We start from the raw sequence: 21683 nt of genomic DNA on the forward strand, positions 1-21683 counted from the left end.
AGGTGAAGCGTAATGACTATGGCCAAGGTATCCGCACCTTCTGGCTGGATGAGGCTGAACCGGAGTATCGTGCCTACGATTTTGATAACTATCGCGACCATCTTGGCCCGGTACAGGAAGCGGGCAATATTTACCCCCAGCTGTTTGCCCGCGGCTTTTATGAAGAGCTGCAAAAACAAGGCGAAACGGGGATCGTCAATCTGGTGCGATGCTCCTGGGCAGGAAGCCAGCGTTATGGTGTGCTGGCCTGGTCGGGGGATGTCCACTCCTCATTTCATGCGCTGCGTAATCAGTTTATTGCCGGGCTGAATATGGCAATGGCCGGTATTCCCTGGTGGACCACCGATATCGGTGGTTTCCAGGGCGGGCAACGGCTCACCGTTACCGCTCCGCTGAATGCCATTCCGATATTCCTGCGTGAAGGGGGAAGTGCCGATGTGCTGGACAACAAATAAAGAACAGCATTAATTGCGAGGATTTGTAGCGGTGCGATTTATCGCGCCGTTACGAAGATGTTAGCATCAAGTCATCAGCTAAAAACAGTACAGCATTTTATCACCGCGTCAAAATGTACCTTCATCGGTAAAAATCTCTTGTTTTCAATTTAAGCGACTATAGTTATGGATAAGTTGTAAAGACTCTCCTTTTTTCCCCTGTCGCTAATACCCATAGCAAATAAGGCAATTTGCCCATGAAAACTGAGACCCAATCTCCTTTCGATTCAAATTATGGTTGCTGGTTAGAGAAAACCGTCACTGTCTGCAATTTTTCCATGAAAAAAATCAAAAAAATAACAAACATCCCTTCCATTCCGGTCTCGTGTAAAATTCATCAATATTTATTGCCTCTGGTTAAATCGCTGACACCAAAAATCAACAGAGATGCAACATATTTTCGTGATGACATATACCCTTATAAAAATCATCTTTATATTTCAATCGCAGTTAAAATAATGAAAAGGAGAGATAGCCAGCAACTACTGGAAAAACTGTATGATAAACCGAATCACTACATTAAAGATTTTTTATTACTTTCAGGCGTTGCCAGGGGCATTCCCGAAGAAATCAACCAGGATATTTTTCAACAGTTGGTTTCAGTTCTGCAAAATGGGAAGGCACTGAAACAAACAGAATCCGCGGATGAAAGCGTCTTCAGTAGCATACCGCGTGATATTGTCTTGCTTAATTTTTTTTCATCGTTTATTTCCCCTAAGATTTTCACTTTGTCGGTGGTTAATGAAGGTGTTAAAGGCCTGCTTACCTCAGCAATCACAATGGTATCTCCCGGGCTTGGCAGCGCGATTACAATTCTCGATAGCTTTACACCTCTGACAATACTCTTCCCACATCGTACAAATAATATGGATCGATTACTCCGGGAGGAGATAAACAGTTACGATTTAACGCAAAAACAACTACGTCTCAATATCACCTTACTTAGAAACCTGTTCTCTTTAACGCCTGCCGCTGTACGCGATAACGTAACTTCCTATCAATATGCACCAGCCAGCACAACCGCAGTGAATACACCGCTTTTGCTCGGAACCACTGCGATAGCGATTGCACATCAATCATCATCTCCAGCGAAAATTATTGCAGGAATAACCGCTTTTGGTATGGGAAGTTCCTACGCAATTTATCACTATTTGTCTCCTCCGCAGAATTCAGATGACATCGCCAGCGAAAACGCCATTATTATTAAGATTGAGAATACTAACACTACCCACAGCGTATCCTATGGCGAAAAACCACACGGCCTGAATCAATTGAATCCAGCAGGACAAAAAGAGACTTGCTATGATATTGAACAAGCCATAAAAGAACTGATTGTTTCGAATAAGGCAGGATTAAGATTGGTTGATGAATTCTGTCATTTTATCTTCGATGAACATGGAGACCTGAATGTCAGACATGCACAAAAGTTGCTAGAAAAATGGGACATCACAAACTTTAGCCCTTATGAACGTACTGAAGTGTCTGTTTTATTAACTTATATTCTATCAGTGCTACTTACCCCTGTTGGTAAAAAAGAAGTTTTTGATTTAAATGAACTTATTTTCTCAACCGGAGAGGAGGTTAATCAAATATGGCTGAGAAATATTAATAATAAACCCCAGGAAAGCATTAACGAAGCACTCAATCAGACTCGATTGTATGTTTCAGGACAACTGGTTAAAGCATTCGGTGCAATTGATTTGAGTAAAACAGAAAAACTAATCAACTTTATCGTAATGTTATGTGCACCTGATTTAATACAATTCAAAAACCATAATAAAGGTGACCTGGGCGTTGTCTCAAAAGAAACCTATTACTACTGGAATTATCTGGGTAAAGAATATTCTGAAAATCAATACGTCTTACATGATGACTTTGACTTCGCCATAGATGAGGGAAGAAAATATGGATTCTATTTGCGCAGAAGAAAATTCTATGATGATATGCCAAAACTATCACCTATAAGAGAATTATTTGAGAACTTCACCAGTAGTATCAACAGCGATTTTATTAATTATCATGAAAACGATGTTAAACTTGAAAGGCTCATTTTCCCAACTTTTGATGATGTGATCGAAGACGCTTACCTGGAGAAAAACATTAATGTGGTTGCGTCAGTAAATTTTGATAGGGAAAGCCTGAGAATCAATTTGCAACCTTATATCGATCCACAAGGTGAAATTGAGTATTTGCGCGGGTGCAAAAATATTCGTGATGTTATTCGTAGTTTTCCTGATGGTATAGATGTATTACGGCGCCGGCTGCCAAACCTGGTGCCTCACTCGTTACGAAGTTATGCTACAGATGGCACCAACTCCTTTGTTCTGCGGCCACATCCAAAGCGAGATGAATTGAAAGATAAACATGAGAAGATGTATCAACAAGTCTACAATGAACATATGGCGCTGTATAAAAAAGTCGTTCGTATCGCGTTCGAGATGGACCCGAATTATGAATTATTCAACAATCCCCTGGTTGAAATCAGCATCGTAGAACTCGATAACCGACGCATACAAAAAGTACGCACTATGTTGATGCCAAAATCATTTAGGTTTAAAGCCAGTGTTATGTATCAAGTCGGTTATAATTCCAGGAGGTATTATCAACGCGGAGTGATTTTTATTGCTGAAAATACACAAACTAAAGAAAGAAAATTTTTCGCAATAAATATCGAGGCCAGCCGCATTTATCGACAACTCCCAATTTCCACATTAGCCATAAATAAAACTGAAGATATTGCGGGTCTGCCGAATGATTTCCTGAACAGACACTACAAATTTCACGACGGGAAACCTTTTTGGGACCCCTGTGATGAGGAGAAAGCGTTTAAAGAATCATTACTTAGCCCTCCAGAGAAAGCGTGGGATTATATTACAGAGCGACTGCAATTTGTCAAAACTAAAGTATGTAAAGCAACACGGTCTGAAAAGGAGATCATTTCTTTATTCTACGAGAAAAAGCTGGGGCGATCGGCAAACGCGGTTAAGCTGCTGCAAAAAGAAATAGCAGACATTCGTGAAAAATACTTATCTTATGAAAATGAAGAAATTGAAAGCTCAAGAGAAACAGAAAGAGAACATGATGTTAAAAAGGGAAAATGGCAGATTTTTAAGGAAAAGTTACCTTTATATAGTTGTGTTGAAATGATTGATGATATGCTCATCCCTCATGAAGACATCGTTCTGACTTCATTATTAGAGAATGTTTTTCAGGGCGTGTTATGTGCTTCAGATGCTTATCTGTTATCATCAGTAGTCAAAAAAATAACAGGTCTTGAGCATCTGATTAAAAAGGCATCTATACAAAAAATTAAAAAGATGCTGCAACTTGATGCTTTAAGACAAAACTTAAAAATATCCATCGCAATCCAGAAACCCTCCCCTGCCCTTGAACAGAGCATAAACCAATTAAGAATGGAGATAATCCATCTTGATGAAGAATTGAAATCGACGTTTGAAAAAATATTTCTAACTGGGCTAAGTCTTGCTGCCAAACCTACTGAAATATTATACCCAATATTCAGTTTTGGTAGTGGCAAAACCTTTCTATTTCCATTGGCTGCGGGCATAGGAAAAAAACAACTGAAAGAATTAAAATCTGGACTAAAATCCTATATATTTTACCCCTGGCTTAAACCATCAGCAAAGGAACTGGTGGAAAAGGAACATCACATATTGTTAATACAACAGAAAAAGAACATTACATGTTATTCTGATGATTCACAGCCACTGAATGTTACGACCAACATTTTTAACATCCATACCAACAACCCGAAACTTTATCAGACAATATTCTTTGCCATGTTGAAAAATCCAGATATTCAGACGATTATTGATGTCGCAGATGCTGGTGGGTGGAAAATACCGAACGATCATGACGAAATGGCTATGTTTTGTTTTAGAAGTTTTATCGTTCCGGTTTGGCATTATGTTGGTGAAATTATAGATCTTGAAAAACATTACAATCTTAATTCCAATAGAGTAGAATTGAACGCAGGGATGTTTTTTGATTATCTCAGTGATAATTTAACCAAGAGAAATCCGATATCAAACATTATATTAACTGCCGATCAAGACCTTCTCATAAGCCAGTTATTTAAAGCGATAAACAGTACCTTTGAAAATGACTCAGAGGCTTTTCAGTTTAATTATCTATTTATGCTTAAGCAAGTCTTTCTTAGTGAAGATCTTGAGTCTTTATTACAAATGACTGAAAACGAAAAAAAGAGAAAACATAAAACGATAGTGCAAAACATTCATTATAAACTCGGAAAAACAACCTTATATTCCACACATTCAGCTATGCAGGAAAAATTCCACATTGCGATAATTAATCACTTTTTGCAAGCCATGAATCAGACAACAAGAGAACGTCCCGCTGCAATAACGTTATTTAGCGCAAGCATCGAAATATTTAATCATCGATGCCAACAATACCGTCAACATCATCCTGGTGAGGTTGTCCCCACACTGGCTGAATTTATCAGAAATCAAATCTGGATGGAAAATGAATTTGAACGAATTTATCAATCCTTCGCACGTATAGAATACAGTGCAAGGGTGCTGGAAAATTATACGGAAGAACAATGGCTCAACGCTAATGCGCAGGCTGACTGGTTGGCAAAATTCCAGGAATATCTTTCTCCTCAAATGCGCAGCCAAAATCTTGCACTCTATCTTAAAGATGTGACTAAAAAAATCCTAACCGGCTGGCAACATGAGCAACGTAGTGCCGTTATAAAAAATAGTTTAAAAATTATTATTACCGATGATGTCAACCCAATTTTTATATCATTAGTTAAATGTGCAATGCAACAGTGTTGCGACGCTTATCCCACACTTTTATTCTGTCAATACTACCAACTTGATAACGGTAGCAGATTTACCTTCCTGACTAACGATTTTATGTCTGAACCACAACAGCGCTCCAGACGTCAGCTGCTGAGTGGGCATCCTTTTTATCCATTACCTTCTCTTAATGATGATCAACTGATTGATGTGGTGATCTCCCCATTAAAGAGCAGGCTACCCAGCCAGAAAAAAAATGAAACGATCTTATATCAACAAGAATTAAGCAACATCCTGCAAAATTTTATCTATTTTTCAGCTCTACCCTTTCATGAGCGATTATATGGTCATATTATGAGCATGCTCACGCCAGAAAGAGTGGACCCGAGCGATGCTGCGACACTGATCAATACAATTCTTGATGAGAATGGTAACCTGATTAATTATCAGCTAAAAGTTTTACAACGCTACCTCCCTTCAGGGGCCGTTATTGATGAAGCTCGTTTGCTACAATTATTAAGCGATATTTTTAAAATAACCTCACCAGATGCGCCTGATTTATATGATTATGCGTTTCGACAGCTACAAATTGTTCTCAGCTCACCGTGGATGACATTGGCACACTTAACGAATGCGAATTTTATAAAAGTTCAATCACTGAGTTTAAGTCAACAATTTCAGCAACATTTAAAAATAAACTACGGTACAACACCGCAGGCCGTCCGGCGTTATATGACTGCCGCCATCAGTCATTTTCTCGATTTTGCAACATCATTAAAAAGCGTGGATGTGGGAATGGCGAGCGTCAGGTTGAAAGATGTCTCAGCGCAAAAACTTTGCCTCGGGGCGATCATCGCTCAGGACTTGCAGTTGGAATCGGTCAGTCAAGGCGGATTGCTGAAACTCTTTAGCGTTGCAATGCAGGACGCAGGCATCATTCCTGTCACCGCTCAACAACAAATAGCGTTGCTTACTCAGCCGGGTCGCCACACTGGTGAAGATGCGCTGCACTGCCTGGCCACCTGCCTGGAACATACAGCTACTATACAGACGTACATACTTGCCTGCGTTGATGACAGCCAGACACTGGCGGCATATCTGACTGAACTTCACTTTGCTACCTCATCATCTGAGCAACAACAGCGACTGCTTTCTCTATTCAATACCGCGATACAAAGCCACCAGCGGCTACTCACTATCACCATGCCCGTGAGCAAAGAGCAACAATTAAGACAAGCACACGCCCGGGGGGAACTGCAATTTACCTGGTATCAGACTGGCGGAAAGAATGAAGATTCTGATCTCACGGTGGTGGGTATCGGATTCGATATTATAAATAATAATGAGGGGATCTTATTCCCTTATTCTCTGTCCTTTGCCGCGACAGGAATGTTCCACCAGAAACCCGCACCACTCACAGATGAAGCGTTAACTGCCATCTGTTTCGATCCCGTTATCAAGGGTATTGCTCATTTTAACCGCACCACAGTAGTGCCCGCTCCTCTGGCCAATCGGCAGAATAATGACAGCGTAATAACGACCTTATTCAACTGGATAAAATTTGAAGTGCAGGATCAATTAAAACAGCTCGCTGCGGTACAAAATGAAGCAGATTTCATCACCAAAAAAAATCGGACAGTGGCATGGCTGATGAGATATTTCCCCTTTTATATCAAGGATGATGTACTTCCAGAGCAGTTAAAGTCTGAACGCATTATCAAACTGGCGGCGCATCCGGCAGTGAATAAATGGAAAACGCGTAACCTGACCATGCCGCAAAATATGTCCTCAGTTTATTACCTCGATCAGGCCATCACCGAGGTAATGGGAAAATATACCGACTGGCCCGCTGATGCTTCTGTATTAAGAACGCGCCGGGAGATAAATCGTACCCTCTCTGCCGGTGAACTTCCAATGACTGGCTTCAGGGGAATCTGGTGGGATCCGATGCGTTATGTCTGTTATGTGGGTTTTATCAATGAAAACGAGCGTGTGCTTTACGCAAGTCTTCCTGATAATCGTGGGGTTTTATATCCACTGACAGACAGGTTTGCACATGCCAAAATCTGGGAAAAACTCAGCTTGTATAGCGAATTGCAGGCTGATTTTTCCGTATTTCGCCGTGGCCAACTTTCCGCACAGGCGTTTTTTGAGCAGTCTATTCCTGTTGCCTGGCGACGTAATACCGGAAATGCAACGGAATCCTGGCATCTGGTGAAAAATGAGGTAGCCAGCCAACTTTTGCATCAGGGGGTTTTCACACCTCATTCTTATTTACAAGCTGACACCAGACAGAACGAGAGCAACACACAATTAACCCCTTACGTGTTGCAATATCATAGCGGTAATATCGTGTTTATTTTAAGTGAAGATAATTACCAGAAAGCCAGATATGGCATTATAGATTCGCAGGGAGTTGTTCAGTCGCTCCCTGAAGAATTCACTGACTGGCCGCATCTTATTCATACATCAGACCAGATTTCATCAAAAAAGCTATTTAATGCCACCATTGAAGACTTTATGGCCCGACAACAAAGAGAGTTGTTACCGGAATTTTTCCCATTACTCAATACCACTGAGCAGCAACAACATAAATCCCTGCTATTCAGCGCACAAGCCGCAAGACAGGAGCACATACGTTTGCTTAGCAATATCACGACAAATATTCCTTTTCGCATGGCAGTCATCACCGAAGGACTGGTTGATATTGATGTCTATTTGAAACGACATGGTCGTTCTCTAAATAATGAACTTCAGCAGCGTATCCATGCGGAAGTCGAACTCAGCGACAGAAACTGGAATGTCTTTACCTGGCGTGAAGATGACCTTTATGACGAGAGGGTTTGCAACAACAGTATTAAAATTCTGGAAAAAAAGCAGGCGGTCTTCACTGCCCTCAATGAATTAGTGACTGATAATCCCTTAATCGCACTGCAAAGAACACCTTCTCTGATTTTATGGATTGAGCACAGTCGGGCATATCTGTCTCGTGCCATTGACGCAATAGAGTGGTTTAAATCACGTGGAAACCGCCCGTCGTTTTCCGATACTGCTACTTCAGCTTTACATCTGGATTCTTTGGCGAAAAACTCCTTTTTTAGCTATTTCGGTGAGCAACCTTATGTGACGCCAGAATTATTCGCAGAACCCTGGGCATTTCGTTTTGACCAACATCGCTCAACCATTCAATACTACGCATGGCAGCAGGCACTGGATCAGCTGCATCTCCTCGTGATGGGGATACCCGATAACACTCAGGTATTAAATCAGTTTCTTTCCTTACCTGAACACTTATGGCAGGCAGGACATATGCAGACCTGTGCCCGTCAGGTTCACCAGATTATCAATGGCACTTTACATTACTGGCGACAGTCTCATCAGGCACAGCAATTAGTGTTAATCAGGCCGACAGCACTTATGTCCACCCAATATAATCATCCGATCAATATGATTCTTTCTGCGGTGATGGGTCATTTGACCAATGAGGAAAAGGCTCCGCCACTGTCGCTCAGCGCTGACCAGTTTACCGATTTATTACTCGTCAATCCCGCACCACAACCCTCCAATGGATCAGCAATTCGCCTGGCTGGCATTAATAGCGCCCCCCGTACTGCCGGGGATTTTGCAGCCTGGGCTAAAAATCGTCTTGCTGGCCCGGTATTTATGAATGAACTTTCTGGACCCGCATTTTTGTTTCGATTACAAAGCAGAATCGATGCAGAAATGGTAACCGACTCAAATCAATGGGGATATGAAGAACGCGACTTCTATGCGTTATCAGACACCACCCGATTTTTGCAACTTACCGATTTTGACGTTGCAGATAAGCGCTGTTTTCTGGACTTTTTTAAAGCCTTGTTCGCCAGTGACGTGCTGGTTGCACGCCTGATTTTGCCTGATGTAGAAATGGTCTTCGGTTTGCTATGCGAATATTTCAAAACACAACACCCGGAACGCGCGACAGAGGATTTTTCCATGGCATGGTTTCTTTTCAGCAATACCTTTGGTTTGTGTACTGATGAAGACGCTACACAGCCACTCTACCTGGTCGGCGTGTAAGTTAGTCTCATCCGTCATCAGGTGCGACTGCGGTGCGATAAATCGCACCGCTATTAACATTTGGGCGACAGTTTCGCCAGCACCGTACGCCAGCTAAACGGCACCAGATCCTGATATTGCAGCTGATGCGATTTAAGCTGAGCCGGTAATTCCGCCTGCACCTGACGAATAGCCCGGCTAAGCGGCGCTTCCAGCCCGACATCCTGTAAGGTCTTCACCACTTCCTGCATCTCTTCCGCGCGCCTGACACCGTGCTCCGCAACCCGACTGATAAGATAGTCAGGCAGCGCGTCATTCCAGCCCAGCGAGGGAAAGCTGGTATGCAGCGAATTCAGCACCGCCTCTTCAACACCGTAACGTTGTGCGGCAGCCAGACACTCGGTAGTTAACGCCTCCAGACCTTTGATCATCACGCTGCGACACATCTTGATCGCGGAAACCGTACCAATCTCCTCACTGGCGGCGTGGGCCTGGCAGCCAAGTGCGGTGAGTTGCGCCGCGATAATGAGCGCCTGGCCTCCGCCAATTAATAACGGCGTGCCCAGCCGTTTGGGCGGTACCGGAGCCATAACGGCGACATCAAGATAGCTTCCCTCGCCCTGGGCCACCGCCTGCGCCGCTGCGCGTTTGGTGTCAGGCGCGACAGAATTAAAATCCAGTAAAGTTTGTCCCTGTCGCAGCAGCGCTGCGGCCTGTTGCGCCACCTGCAAGGCGTTAGCGGCGGTCACCAGCGAGAAAACCAGCGTAGCCCCTTCCAGCGCCTGCGCCAGGCTGTGCGCAGCGCGCACCCGCCATTGTCCCGCCATAGCTTTAAGTTGATCTGCCTCGGCACTGAGGAATTTGTTATCCCACACCGTTACCTGCGCACCCTGCGACGCCAGATCCTCGGCGTAGATCCGTCCGGCTTCACCAAAACCAATAATGGCGATTTTAGTCATGTTTTTCTCCCTGCCACACTGAACCCGGTACCGCTACCGTTCCGATAAACAGCAGCCGTGCAGTGCGAATCAGGCCACTGCGGGTAACATTCCCAGCGCTATCGCGTTGTAACACCACACTGAACTCCCCGCTCGGATGTTCAACGGCCAGACGCTGCTCTGCGCCTGGATTGAGTTGCGCGATCCCTTCCGTCACTGAACCGGGAATCAGGCAGGCCGTTGCCACGCTGACCGCGCCCAGCACGCCAATCGAGGCATGGCAGCGATGTGGAATAAAAGTGCGGGTGGAGAGCATTCCGCCCTGAGTCGGTTCTGCAATCAGGGTCATTTTTGGCACGGTGCGTAGTGCCACATCGCCCAGATTCATCCGCGGCCCGGCCTGTAAACGAATCGATTCCAGCCGCGCTTTTAACTCGTCGTCATTATCCAGCTGTTCACGGCTCTCCAGCCCGGTACGGCCCAGGTCAGCGGCGCGCAGTAAAACCACCGGCATGCCATTATCGATGCAGGTCACCGCCACCCCATCAAACTGGTCCCTTGCCTGCCCGGTGGGCAGCAATGCGCCACAACTGGAACCGGCAATATCCGCAAAGTTCAGGACCTGTTGAGCCGCGTAGCCCGGTACCCCATCGATACGCACATCTCCTTCATACTCCACCGCGCCATCGGGTGTTGGCAGCTGCGCCTCGGCGATTTGCCCGGTGTTGACCATAAAGATACGCACCCGCGTCTCTGCGCCTTGTATCGCCACCAGCCCTTTTTCGATGGCAAAAGGGGCCACCGCCGCCAGAATATTGCCGCAGTTCTGACCGTAATCGACCACGGCTTTATCCACATTGACCTGAGCGAACAGATACTCAACGTCAGCATCGGGACGCGTCGAGGGAGAGATGATCGCCACTTTGCTGGTCAGCGGGTCAGCCCCCCCGATGCCATCGATTTGCCGCGCATCGGGCGACCCCATCACCGCCAGCAGCACCCGATCGCGCAGCGCCGGATTGGCAGGCAGATCCTGCGCCAGAAAACAGGCGGCTTTGGAGGTGCCACCACGCATAAGTACACAGGGGATCAGCGTCTGTTTCATCGTCAGAGATTCTTCAGTTCTGCCAGCGAATCGACATAACGCAATCCTTTCGCGGCCAGTTTTTGTCGCATCTGGTAAATATCCAGCCCCAGTTCCCCCGCCGCCAGACGCTGGCGCTTGCTTTCTTCGATCTCAACCCGCTGTGCTGCCGCCTGCGCCACCGTTTTGGCATCGGCACGCGGCACAATCACCACGCCGTCATCATCCGCCACCACCAGATCACCTGGATTGACTAACTGACCGGCGCAAATCACCGGCACATTCACCGACCCCAGCGTCTCTTTCACGGTGCCCTGTGCATACACCGCCCGCGACCACACCGGAAAATGCATCTCGCGCAGCGTCTGGCTATCACGAATGCCGATATCGCCCACCAGCGCCACCACACCACGCGCCTGTAGCGAGGTTGCCAGCAAATCGCCAAAGAAGCCGTCATGGCAATCTGAAGTGGGGGCCACCAGCAGCACATCACCCGGCTGGCATTGCTCAACTGCGACATGGAACATCCAGTTATCGCCGGGGGAAACCAGCACCGTCACTGCGCTGCCCGCGATGGTGGTGCCCTGCTGCACCGGGCGAATGCGCGCATCGAGTAATCCCTGACGCTGCTGCGCTTCATGCACCGTCGCCACACCGAAGGTGGCGAACTGCGCCACCAGATCCGCGTCTGCCCGCTCGATTTGGCGTACCACCACGCCTTTCTGATTGACATGACTCATGACAAATCCTCCGTCACACGCGGGAACAGGCTTTGGTAGCCTTCTCCGTGACTGATGACGCGTGACGAGGCGATCCCCACATTGCGTTTCGCCTGTACTCCACGTTGCAGAGCCACACGGGTGTAGTATTCCCACAAATGCTCCTGACCTGCCATGCACTGAATCGCCGCGTATTTCTTCTCCCACACCGATGTGATATCCAGCAGCACATCCGGTTTCCAGTTGCATTGTTCCGGCTGATGCGGTTCGAAGCAGTAAACCGGCGGTGCACCGATAATCGGCTCACCCGGACGGTAGCCTTCGGCCTGGGCGATAATGCGCGCTTCCTGAGTCAGATTGGCAGCCAGTGGATGATCGTAGTTGTAGGGATCGGCAACCGAATGGGTGAGCACAAAATGTGGCTGCACTTTGCGGAACACATCTGCCAGCCGGAAAAGGGTCTCTTTATCGGCACGTAGCGGGTAATCACCCAGGTCGAAAAATTCAATCGATGCGCCGAGGATTTCCGCCGCTGACTGAGCTTCGCTGCGGCGATTCGCTTTGACAATGTCTTCCGTCATATTGCCTTTGCGCCACAGTTTGGCGGATTCGCCCCGCTCACCAAATGACAGGCAAACCACATGGACGTCATAGCCACGCTCGGCATGTAAGGCGATAGCGCCACCCGCGCGCCAGACAAAATCGGCAGAGTGAGCACTGACAACGAGGGCACTTTTTTTAACGGTGTTTTCCATCTTTCTATCCTGCGGTGGCTGTTTTTTTCATCCTGACATGCCACTTGCTGGCCGGATAATGCCTTTCATTGCGCGAGCTATGATTTTTATTTATGTTGTGATTTCGATCGTCACAGCAACCGGGGAAACGTCAGCAATGAAAGCCGAAGATAATGAGATTAAAATCATGCAACTACGCGCTTTTTGCATGATCGCGGAACGCGGGACGGTATCGGAAGCGGCGGAGAAATTATTTCGCACGCAATCGGCGATCACCCGATCTATCCGTGATCTTGAGCACACTTTAGCCACACCGTTGTTTGAGCGTCATGCCAGCGGCATGTTGTTGACGGAGATGGGGAAATGCGTGCTGCCACGGGCGCAGCGCGCCATCAGCGAGTTGCAGCGTATCCCGGCGACCCTGAGTCGGCTCAAACAGCGCGATCATCACCGTGACGATGCCGAACCCATCTGGTTGTTCAATGTGCGTCGCCTGCAGGTCTTTCTGCGGTTATATCGCCTGCACCATACGCAAAGCGTGGCGAATTCACTCGGCATCAGCCAGCCTGCGGTCAGTGCTGCACTGAAGGTTCTGGAGAAAGGTGCCGGAATATCCCTGTTCCAGCGCACCCCTAAAGGGATGATGCCGTCCACCGCCGCGCGGGAAATGGCCCCCTTTATCAGCCGTGCATTGAATGAGATTCGTCATATCCCGGAAGACCTGGCAGCAGCGGCCGGTATTTTACGTGGCACGGTGCATGTGGGTGCCTTGCCGCTGTGCCGCAGCACCCTGCTGCCGCTGGCGATTACCCGGCTGGTGGCAACCCATCCTGGTATCAAAATCGTCACCAATGAAAGTGCCTTCGACGCGTTAGTGACCGAACTGCGCGCCGGGGATATTGATTTCATCCTCGGCGCATTGCGTCAGGATGAGAACGTGCTGGATATTCAAAACCAGGTGTTGTTTGCCGAATCGCTGGTCTTAGTGGTACGACCGCAACATCCGCTGGCCGGACGTCAACTCAGCGCAACGGATTTACCCCCTGTGCAGTGGATCTTACCGCGCGTAAACTCACCCGCGCGCCATCTGCTGGATAGCGCTTTTCAGGCATTGGGCATCAACGTACCCACCCCGATGGTTGAAAGTGGCGATCTCGCCATCGTGCGTGGTCTGTTGCTAAATTCCGATATGGTGGCGGCGGTGTCGTCCCATCAGCTTGAGTACGAACTCACTGCCGGGATCCTGCGCCCGTTAGAATTTTCCCTGCCCAATACCCGTCGCGAGATTGGTCTAACGCTGCGCCAGGGGGCTTTACACGCGCCAGCGGCCGAGGCGCTGATCCGCTGCATCACCGATGTCGCTACTGCGCAGAATTTGTAATACCAACCTCACTAAACACCCGCCAGAACCTCTCTCATTTGTTTCTTTTTGAACAAAAAATGCATTTTCCTGCCCGGTAACTGGCTGTATCGCCGAAAGCCCCTACATTTAACATTTGTACAATGTTAATCATACATAAACACAACACGCAGAATCTGTGACGATATTTTCGAAGCTGGAAACACCTTTGTTGCAAATTTGTTCAACTTACAATTAGGAAGCAAAATGAAAAAAAGAGCCAAAACGCTGCCGGGCGTCACGCGACGGCAGGTGTTGACGTGGACGACGCTGGGCGTCGCCGCCACCGTGACGCAAGCGGCTGATGCCGTCTCTCTCAAAGGTTCACCGGGCTGGACGCCCTTCTCCGACAATCCCCCCGAATCATTTGACCAGCAAGGCTGGCTGTTCTTTACCCCGGAAGAAGCCCAGACCGTTGAAGCCATTGTGGACCGCCTGATCCCTGCCGATGAGCTCAGCATCGGCGGCAAAGAGGCGGGTTGTGCGGTGTTTATCGATCGCCAGTTGCAGGGTTTTTACGGCACCTTTGAACGGCTGTATATGGAAGGCCCTTTCCAGCAGGGTACACCGGAGCAAGGCGACCAGTCGCCACTGGTGCCACAGCAGCGCTATCGCCATGGCATTGCAGCACTGAATCGCTACGTGCAGCAAACCACGAAAAAGAACTTTGCCGAGTTGACCACTGAACAGCAGGACCAGCTGCTGGAGGCGATGGAAGCAGGCAAGGTGCAGTTCGACGGCTACGACGCGAAATCGTTTTTCCTCGACGTGTTGAATAACACCATGGAAGGCTTCTTTGCCGATCCAATTTATGGCGGCAACAAAGAGATGGTCTCCTGGAAGATGCTGGGATTCCCCGGCGCGCGTTATGACTATCGCGACTATATCGAGCGCCATAACGAGAATCTGGGACTCGAGCCCATCAGCATTGCGCAATGGAAAGCCAGGGGATAACGCATGAAAAAATTACCAAAAACCGATGTCGTGGTCATTGGCCTCGGCTGGGCAGGGTCGATTATTGCCAAAGAACTGGCCGATGAGGGGCTGGAAGTCATCGGGATTGAACGTGGTCCCTGGCGCGATACTGCGCGTGACTTCAATGTCGCCACGGTGACCGATGAATTACGTTACGTGATGCGCGAAGAACTGATGCTGCGTACCCGGCAGAACACCTGCACCATGCGTAATAACCCCTCACAAACCGCGCTGCCAATGCGCACCTGGGGTTCTTTTCATCCCGGGAACGGCACCGGCGGCGCAGGTAACCACTGGGCTGGCATCACCTTCCGTTTCCAGCCAGAAGAGTTCCGCCTCAAAAGCCATCTCACCGAACGCTACGGTGCCATCCCTGACGAGCTGGTACTGCAGGACTGGGGCACCAGCTGGGAGGAGATGGAACCGCACTATATGCAGTTCGAGCGTGTAGCCGGGACTTCCGGTTATGCCGCTAACGTCAACGGTGAAAAACGTGAGGGCGGCAACCCGTTTGAAGGTATGCGTTCCGGCGATTACCCGACAGCTCCTTTGCGCCAGCCTTACGGACCAACCCTGTTTGCCGAAGCGGCGAAGAATATGGGGTATAAAGCGTTCCCGGTTCCTTCATCACTGGTTTCCGAAGCCTATACCAACCCGTATGGCGTCACTATGGGTCCCTGCACCTTCTGTGGCTTCTGCACCAACTACGGTTGCGCCAACTATTCCAAAGCCAGCGCCATTACCACGGTACTCCCGGCGTTAATGCGTAAAGATAATTTCACCGCCTATACCAACTGCGAAGTGCTGGAAGTGCTGACCGACTCGACCGGGAAAAAAGCCACTGGCGTAACCTATGTGGACTCCTCGGGTGACACATGGGAACAGCCCGCCGACCTGGTGATCGTCGCCGCTTTCACCTTCGAAAACGTGCGCCTGATGCTGCTTTCCAATATTGGGGAAGCCTACGATCCGGTAACCAATCGCGGCACCACCGGACGCAACTATGCCTATCAAACCGCAAACGGCGTGACGTTATTTTTCGATGGCAAAAACTTTAATCCCTTTATCGGCGCAGGCGCTGTCGGCATGGGTATTGATGAGTTTAATAACGACAACTTCGACCATAGCGGTCTTGGCTTCTTTGGCGGCGGCAGCATCCGTGTGACGCCAATCGGTTCTGCCCCGATTGGTTACCGACCGGTGCCGCCAAACACCCCGAAATGGGGCTCCAAATGGAAACGTGCCGTTAAAGATAATTACCTGAGCACCATGTCTATCGGCTGTGAAGCCAGTAGCTACACCACGCGCACCAACTATCTGTCGCTCGATCCTAATTACAAGGATCCGCATGGCCGCCCGCTGCTGCGCATCACCTTTGACTTCGCTGAGAATGACCTGAAGATGGCGCAATACTGTACCGGAAAGGTGGCAGAAATCGCTAAATCGATGAATCCACGCGAGATTGTTTCCAAGCCGATGACCGGCCACTGGAACAGCGTCCCTTACCAATCATCCCATGTGGTGGGTGGTTTTGTGATGGGTGCCGATCCCAGCACCAGCTCCGTCAATAAACATTTGCAGGTCTGGAACGTGCCGAATCTGTTTGTGGTTGGCGCTTCGGCTTTTCCGCAGAACCCGGGCTACAACCCAACCGGCACCGTCGGCGCGCTGGCCTTTAAGGCAGCACATGCCATCCGTACTTACTATCTGAAACGCCCTGGGGAGATGATCACCGCATGAAGACTCTCATTTCTCTCTCAGCTGCGGCATGGTTGGTCGCGGCCAGTTTTAGCGTGCAGGCACAGCCAGAATATGACCAATACAGCCGGGGCAGCTATATCGCTACCCTCGGTGACTGTACGGCATGTCACACCTCCGACCCAAAACAACCTTTTGCCGGTGGCGTAAAACTGCAGACACCTTTCGGTACCCTGGTGGGCGCTAACATCACGCCAGATCGCGAAACGGGTATCGGCAACTGGAGCTATGACGACTTCAAACGCGCCATGACAGAAGGGATTGGTCACGGCGGAAAACGCCTGTACGGCGCGATGCCGTTTACCGCCTATACCAAAATGTCTGACAAGGATTTGCAGGATCTGTGGGCCTGGATGCAGACATTGCAGCCGGTGCATAACGAAGTGGAAACCAATCAGCTGCCCTTCCCGTTCAATATCCGTACCAGCCTGATGGTGTGGAACTGGATCAACTTCGACAAAGGCGAATTCCAGCCCAATCCGCAAAAATCGGCGCAATGGAATCGCGGTGCTTATCTGGTTGAGGGCCTCGGCCACTGTGGGACCTGCCATACGCCGAAAAACCTGATCGGGGGCGATAAAAACGGTCAGTTCCTGGGAGGCGAAGTGGTGGAAGGCTGGTATGCCCCCAATCTGAGTGCCAGCGACCATACCGGGCTGGGCAAATGGACGAAGGAAGATATCGTCAGCTATCTGCGCACCGGCGTAAATCGCTTCGACATCGCCTCCGGGCCGATGGCGGATGCGGTGCGCCACTCCACGCAGCACTGGCGTGATGAGGATTTGCAGGCCGTCGCCACTTTCCTGAAAGAAGGAGACAAAACCAGTGAGAAAGTGCCGCAACCGCTGCCTGCCAGCGATGACCGCATGAAACTGGGTGCGCAGATCTATGAGTCAAAATGTTCGGCCTGCCACAGTCCAGGCGGGCGGGGTGAGCAGAACATCTTCCCGCAGCTGAAGGATAACCCGCTGCTCAACCAGCCAGATGCCACTTCATTGATTCGCGTGGTGGCGGCCGGTAGTCGCGGCGTAGATACCGATACGCGCCCCACCGCACCGGCAATGCCGTCGTTTGCCGGTACCCTCGGTGACGATCAGATCGCGGCGGTAGTGACCTATATCCGCAACAGCTGGGGTAACGCCGCAGCACCGGTGGATGCTGAAGCGGTGAAGAAGGTGAAAGAAAGCCTGCAGTAAGGGGGCGTCCGTGCGGTTATCAACCCTGATAACCGCACTGCCTGGAAAGCGCCAGCGCCGCACAACGCATCTTCTCCCCCAGCGTCTCAATCAGCCCCGTCTCCGCCTCGCTGCTGAGAAAACTGGTCGCAATCCCGGCGATGGCCCGGCCGGAATGGTCGTAAATCGCCGCCCCGACGCAGGTCATTGCCGCATGAATCTGCCCGTTATCAATGGAAAAATGCCGCTCACGAATGATCGCCAACTCCTGCTTAAGTTCAGCGAGATCCGGCACGCTGGTCGGGGTCATCGGTGCAGGAAAGTGCGTGGCAAAAAGCGCGGCCAGTTGATCATCGTTTAGCCGGGAAAGCAGCATCTTGCCCGTGGCGGTAAAAGGAGCAGGCAAACGCATACCAATGCGGAACGTATGCCCCAGGGGTTTATCTGAATTTCGGCAGCTGATGTAGACCACTTCATCACGGTCAAGCACAGTCAGCGTGATGGTATAGCCTTCCAGTGCCGAGTCACTGGCAAAATATTCACGAAAAAGCGAGACAATATCCATCTGTGACAGAAAACCGTCTGCCCAGCGCATCAGGTGCGGCCCGAGGCGAAATGTCCCGTCTGCGCTTCTGACCAGCAGCCCCAGCTCCGTCAGGACATTCAGTTGCCCATGCGCGGTGCTTTTCGGCAATGCCAGCTGACGCGTGATCTCTGCGGCAGTCAGCCCATCACCCGACGCCGCAACTAAATCCATTATCGTCACAGCACGACGCAGGGCGGGAACGGTGTCGATATTTTTGCGCGTTTGATCGCTTTTTGTTACGGATTCCCCTGACATACTGCGCCCTCACACTTAGTTCACTATAGTGATATTAGTTCAATATATTGAACTCATCTTATGGGGGAGTCCATGATCCAACTCAAAAATCCATCTCTGCTTCGTGACCGTTGTCTGATAAAGGGTGAATGGGTGAGCGCAGGCGATGGCGCGACCATTGACGTGAATAACCCGGCCACGGGTGAAATTATCGCCTCCGTTCCTGCGCTGGCGGCAGAGGATGCCAGCAACGCCATTGTCGCGGCTCAGGCAGCCTTTCGCAGCTGGAGCAAGCTGGCCGCCAAAGATCGCACAGCTCTGTTGCGCCGCTGGTTTGATCTGATTGTCGAAAATGCCGATGACCTCGCCGCATTGATGACCGCCGAGCAAGGCAAGCCGCTGGCGGAAGCCAAAGGCGAGGCGTTGTATGCCGCCTCGTTTGTTGAATGGTTCGCCGAAGAAGCCAAACGCGTATATGGCGAAACCATTCCGGCCCCGGCAACCAATAAACGTATTGTGGTGATCAAGCAGCCGATTGGCGTCTGTGCAGCCATTACCCCGTGGAACTTCCCGGCAGCGATGATCACGCGTAAAGCTGCGCCTGCGCTGGCAGCCGGATGCACTATGATCGTCAAACCCGCCGAACAAACGCCTCTGACGGCGCTGGCGCTGGGAGTACTTGCCCAGCAGGCGGGCATTCCGGACGGGGTTTTCCAGGTGATTACCGGGGATGCCCGTAAGCTGGGTGCGGTACTCACTGAAAGCGATACAGTGCGCAAGCTTTCCTTCACCGGCTCCACCGAAGTGGGCCGCATTCTGATGGCGCAATGTGCTCCCACCATCAAAAAACTCTCACTGGAACTTGGCGGCAATGCGCCTTTTATCGTGTTTGACGATGCCGATCTGGATGCCGCGGTGGAAGGTGCCATGGCCTCCAAATATCGCAATGCCGGGCAGACCTGTGTCTGCTCTAACCGCATTTATGTGCAGTCCGGGGTGTATGACGCCTTTGCGGAGAAGCTTGCCGCACGGGTTGCCGCTCTCAAAGTCGGCGAAGGTCATCAGGCGAATGTGATGATCGGGCCACTGATTGATGAAGCCGCCATCAGCAAGGTGACAGACCATATCGCAGATGCGCTGGCGAAGGGTGCCACCGTCATCACCGGCGGCAAACCTCATGCGCTTGGTGGCACCTTTTTCGAACCCACCGTGCTGGTCGGTGCCACGCAACAGATGAAGATTGCGCGCGAAGAGACCTTCGGACCGGTAGCCCCGCTATTCCGCTTTACTACCGAAGAAGAAGTGATTGCCATGGCTAACGACACCGAGTTTGGCCTCGCCGCTTACTTCTATACCGAAAATGTTCGCCGCACCTGGCGTGTCGCCGAAGCCCTTGAATACGGCATGGTTGGCCATAACAGTGGGCTGATTTCGAATGAAGTCGCCCCGTTCGGCGGCGTCAAGCAATCCGGCCTTGGCCGTGAAGGTTCCCATCACGGCATCGATGAATATCTGGAAATCAAATACCTGTGTTCTGAGATCGCCTGAATATCGCAACCTGGAAAAAGGAGATGAGATGACTATCAATCCATTCGAGTTTCGTACCGTACCCGCGATTGAAATGAAGTGGGGAGGCGCTCAGCAACTGGGCGCCAGCGTGGCGGCACGTTTTACCCAGCGGAATGTCGGGCTGATAACCGATGCCGGGCTGGTGAAAGCCGGACTGATCGCGCCCATCGTGGAAAATCTCACCACGGCGGGTTTTAACGTCACGGTGTTTGATGACGTGGTGGCGGATCCACCGGAAGCTATCGTGCATGCCTGTGCGGAAGTCATTAAACAGGCCGGGGCCGACATTATTATCGGCCTCGGCGGCGGTTCCTCGCTGGATATCGCCAAAATTGCCGCTGTGATGGCTGAAGGGGATCAGCCGCTGGCAGAGATGTATGGTATCGGCAAGGTGACAGGGTCACGCCTGCCGCTAGTGCTGATTCCCACTACCGCCGGAACCGGCTCCGAGGTCACCAATATCGCCATCATCACCACCGGCGAAACGACCAAAATGGGGGTGGTTGCGCCTCAACTGTATGCTGACTTTGTGTTGCTGGATGCCGAATTGACGGTGGGCCTGCCAAAAATTCATACCGCTGCTACCGGCATCGATGCCATGGTGCACGCTATCGAAGCCTATACCAGTAAGCACAAGAAAAACCCGCTGTCTGATGCGCTGGCGCGTGAGGCCCTGAGACTGCTGGGAGCCAATCTGATCAGCGCCTGTCAGGACGGCAGCAACCGCGCTGCGCGTGAAGGGATGTTGCTGGGTGCCACGTTAGCAGGCCAGGCGTTTGCCAATTCGCCGGTTGCCGCCGTGCATGCCCTCGCTTACCCGCTGGGCGGCCACTACCATGTCGCGCACGGCCTTTCCAATGCGCTGATGCTCGGACCGGTACTGCGCTACAACGCCAGTGCTGCGGCTCCGTTGTATGCCGAGTTGGCGGATGTGCTTGGCGTCGCGGGCAGTGGCGATGCGGATACCCGATCCAGTGCTTTCGTCGGGCATATGCTGCAACTGATGGAACAAAGCGGCGCACCGCGACGACTGCGCGATGTCGGCGTCACCGAGGAAAGCCTGCCCAGACTGGCTGCCGATGCCATGTTACAAACGCGCCTGCTCACCAATAACCCGGTAGAGGTTCTGGAGCAGGACGCCCTGAATCTGTATCGCGAAGCATTCTAAAAGCCTTACCCCACAACAATAAAGT

Annotated in this window: 12 protein-coding genes and 1 pseudogene; 8 read left to right on the forward strand and 5 right to left on the reverse strand. The window is 50.3% G+C overall.

All coding sequences use genetic code 11. The features are described 5' to 3' along the window. Positions 1 to 2: 2 nt before the first annotated feature. Positions 3 to 368 (forward strand): annotated as a pseudogene (locus RCF31_RS21675) (TIM-barrel domain-containing protein); the annotation flags it as partial. A 323-nt stretch (positions 369 to 691) separates the two neighbouring features. Continuing rightward, positions 692 to 9340, forward strand: a complete 8649-nt coding sequence (locus tag RCF31_RS21680; RefSeq protein ID WP_416413339.1) for a hypothetical protein — start codon at positions 692 to 694, stop codon at positions 9338 to 9340. Positions 9341 to 9393: 53 nt separating this feature from the next. On the opposite strand, the gene RCF31_RS21685 is transcribed toward RCF31_RS21680, so the two are convergent. The 4 genes from RCF31_RS21685 to galB are packed head-to-tail and all read right to left on the reverse strand — an operon-like array spanning position 9394 to position 12815. Then, positions 9394 to 10278, reverse strand: a complete 885-nt coding sequence (locus RCF31_RS21685) for a DUF1932 domain-containing protein (protein ID WP_416413340.1) — start codon at positions 10276 to 10278, stop codon at positions 9394 to 9396. Further along, on the reverse strand, positions 10271 to 11362 hold the full coding sequence (locus tag RCF31_RS21690) for a 4-oxalomesaconate tautomerase (RefSeq protein WP_416413341.1): 1092 nt from the start codon (positions 11360 to 11362) through the stop codon (positions 10271 to 10273). The genes RCF31_RS21685 and RCF31_RS21690 overlap by 8 nt, the downstream gene beginning before the upstream one ends. 2 nt (positions 11363 to 11364) lie before the next feature. Next, complete coding sequence (locus tag RCF31_RS21695) at positions 11365 to 12081, reverse strand: 4-carboxy-4-hydroxy-2-oxoadipate aldolase/oxaloacetate decarboxylase (protein WP_416413342.1); 717 nt, start codon at positions 12079 to 12081, stop codon at positions 11365 to 11367. Beyond that, positions 12078 to 12815, reverse strand: coding sequence for a 4-oxalmesaconate hydratase (galB, locus tag RCF31_RS21700; protein WP_299450238.1), 738 nt, complete (start codon positions 12813 to 12815; stop codon positions 12078 to 12080). Before galB ends, RCF31_RS21695 begins: the two co-directional genes overlap by 4 nt. 136 nt (positions 12816 to 12951) lie before the next feature. Between galB and RCF31_RS21705 the strand changes: the two genes are divergently transcribed. From RCF31_RS21705 to RCF31_RS21720, 4 genes are all read left to right on the forward strand, one after another. After that, the gene (locus RCF31_RS21705) at positions 12952 to 14175 is read left to right on the forward strand and encodes a LysR family transcriptional regulator (protein ID WP_416413343.1); all 1224 of its coding nucleotides are present in this window, start codon (positions 12952 to 12954) and stop codon (positions 14173 to 14175) included. A gap of 225 nt (positions 14176 to 14400) precedes the next feature. Next, positions 14401 to 15147 (forward strand): gluconate 2-dehydrogenase subunit 3 family protein, encoded by a 747-nt coding sequence (locus RCF31_RS21710; RefSeq protein WP_299450242.1) that lies wholly within the window; start codon positions 14401 to 14403, stop codon positions 15145 to 15147. Positions 15148 to 15150: 3 nt separating this feature from the next. Next, positions 15151 to 16908, forward strand: coding sequence for a GMC family oxidoreductase (locus RCF31_RS21715; RefSeq protein WP_299450243.1), 1758 nt, complete (start codon positions 15151 to 15153; stop codon positions 16906 to 16908). Further along, positions 16905 to 18122 (forward strand): cytochrome c, encoded by a 1218-nt coding sequence (locus tag RCF31_RS21720; protein ID WP_416413344.1) that lies wholly within the window; start codon positions 16905 to 16907, stop codon positions 18120 to 18122. Before RCF31_RS21715 ends, RCF31_RS21720 begins: the two co-directional genes overlap by 4 nt. A gap of 19 nt (positions 18123 to 18141) precedes the next feature. Here the strand turns inward: RCF31_RS21720 and RCF31_RS21725 are convergent, their stop codons facing one another. Next, positions 18142 to 18942 (reverse strand): IclR family transcriptional regulator, encoded by an 801-nt coding sequence (locus tag RCF31_RS21725; protein ID WP_299450246.1) that lies wholly within the window; start codon positions 18940 to 18942, stop codon positions 18142 to 18144. A gap of 72 nt (positions 18943 to 19014) precedes the next feature. On the opposite strand from RCF31_RS21725, the gene RCF31_RS21730 reads away from it, so the two are divergent. Both RCF31_RS21730 and RCF31_RS21735 read left to right on the forward strand, forming a co-directional pair. After that, complete coding sequence (locus tag RCF31_RS21730; protein ID WP_416413346.1) at positions 19015 to 20469, forward strand: NAD-dependent succinate-semialdehyde dehydrogenase; 1455 nt, start codon at positions 19015 to 19017, stop codon at positions 20467 to 20469. 28 nt (positions 20470 to 20497) lie between these two features. Next, positions 20498 to 21658 carry an iron-containing alcohol dehydrogenase gene (locus tag RCF31_RS21735; protein ID WP_416413347.1) on the forward strand — a complete coding sequence of 387 codons (1161 nt, stop codon included), beginning with the start codon at positions 20498 to 20500 and terminating at the stop codon, positions 21656 to 21658. Positions 21659 to 21683: the final 25 nt, after the last annotated feature.

The sequence above is a fragment of the Pantoea sp. App145 genome, from assembly GCF_047947045.1.
Lineage (GTDB): Bacteria > Pseudomonadota > Gammaproteobacteria > Enterobacterales > Enterobacteriaceae > Pantoea.

Coding starts and splice junctions, on each gene's coding strand:
- RCF31_RS21705 (WP_416413343.1), top strand. CDS start 12,952: ATGAAAGCCGAAGATAATGAGATTAAAATCATGCAACTACGCGCTTTT.
- galB (WP_299450238.1), bottom strand. CDS start 12,815: ATGGAAAACACCGTTAAAAAAAGTGCCCTCGTTGTCAGTGCTCACTCT.
- RCF31_RS21680 (WP_416413339.1), top strand. CDS start 692: ATGAAAACTGAGACCCAATCTCCTTTCGATTCAAATTATGGTTGCTGG.
- RCF31_RS21710 (WP_299450242.1), top strand. CDS start 14,401: ATGAAAAAAAGAGCCAAAACGCTGCCGGGCGTCACGCGACGGCAGGTG.
- RCF31_RS21735 (WP_416413347.1), top strand. CDS start 20,498: ATGACTATCAATCCATTCGAGTTTCGTACCGTACCCGCGATTGAAATG.
- RCF31_RS21685 (WP_416413340.1), bottom strand. CDS start 10,278: ATGACTAAAATCGCCATTATTGGTTTTGGTGAAGCCGGACGGATCTAC.
- RCF31_RS21715 (WP_299450243.1), top strand. CDS start 15,151: ATGAAAAAATTACCAAAAACCGATGTCGTGGTCATTGGCCTCGGCTGG.
- RCF31_RS21690 (WP_416413341.1), bottom strand. CDS start 11,362: ATGAAACAGACGCTGATCCCCTGTGTACTTATGCGTGGTGGCACCTCC.
- RCF31_RS21730 (WP_416413346.1), top strand. CDS start 19,015: ATGATCCAACTCAAAAATCCATCTCTGCTTCGTGACCGTTGTCTGATA.
- RCF31_RS21720 (WP_416413344.1), top strand. CDS start 16,905: ATGAAGACTCTCATTTCTCTCTCAGCTGCGGCATGGTTGGTCGCGGCC.
- RCF31_RS21695 (WP_416413342.1), bottom strand. CDS start 12,081: ATGAGTCATGTCAATCAGAAAGGCGTGGTGGTACGCCAAATCGAGCGG.
- RCF31_RS21725 (WP_299450246.1), bottom strand. CDS start 18,942: ATGTCAGGGGAATCCGTAACAAAAAGCGATCAAACGCGCAAAAATATC.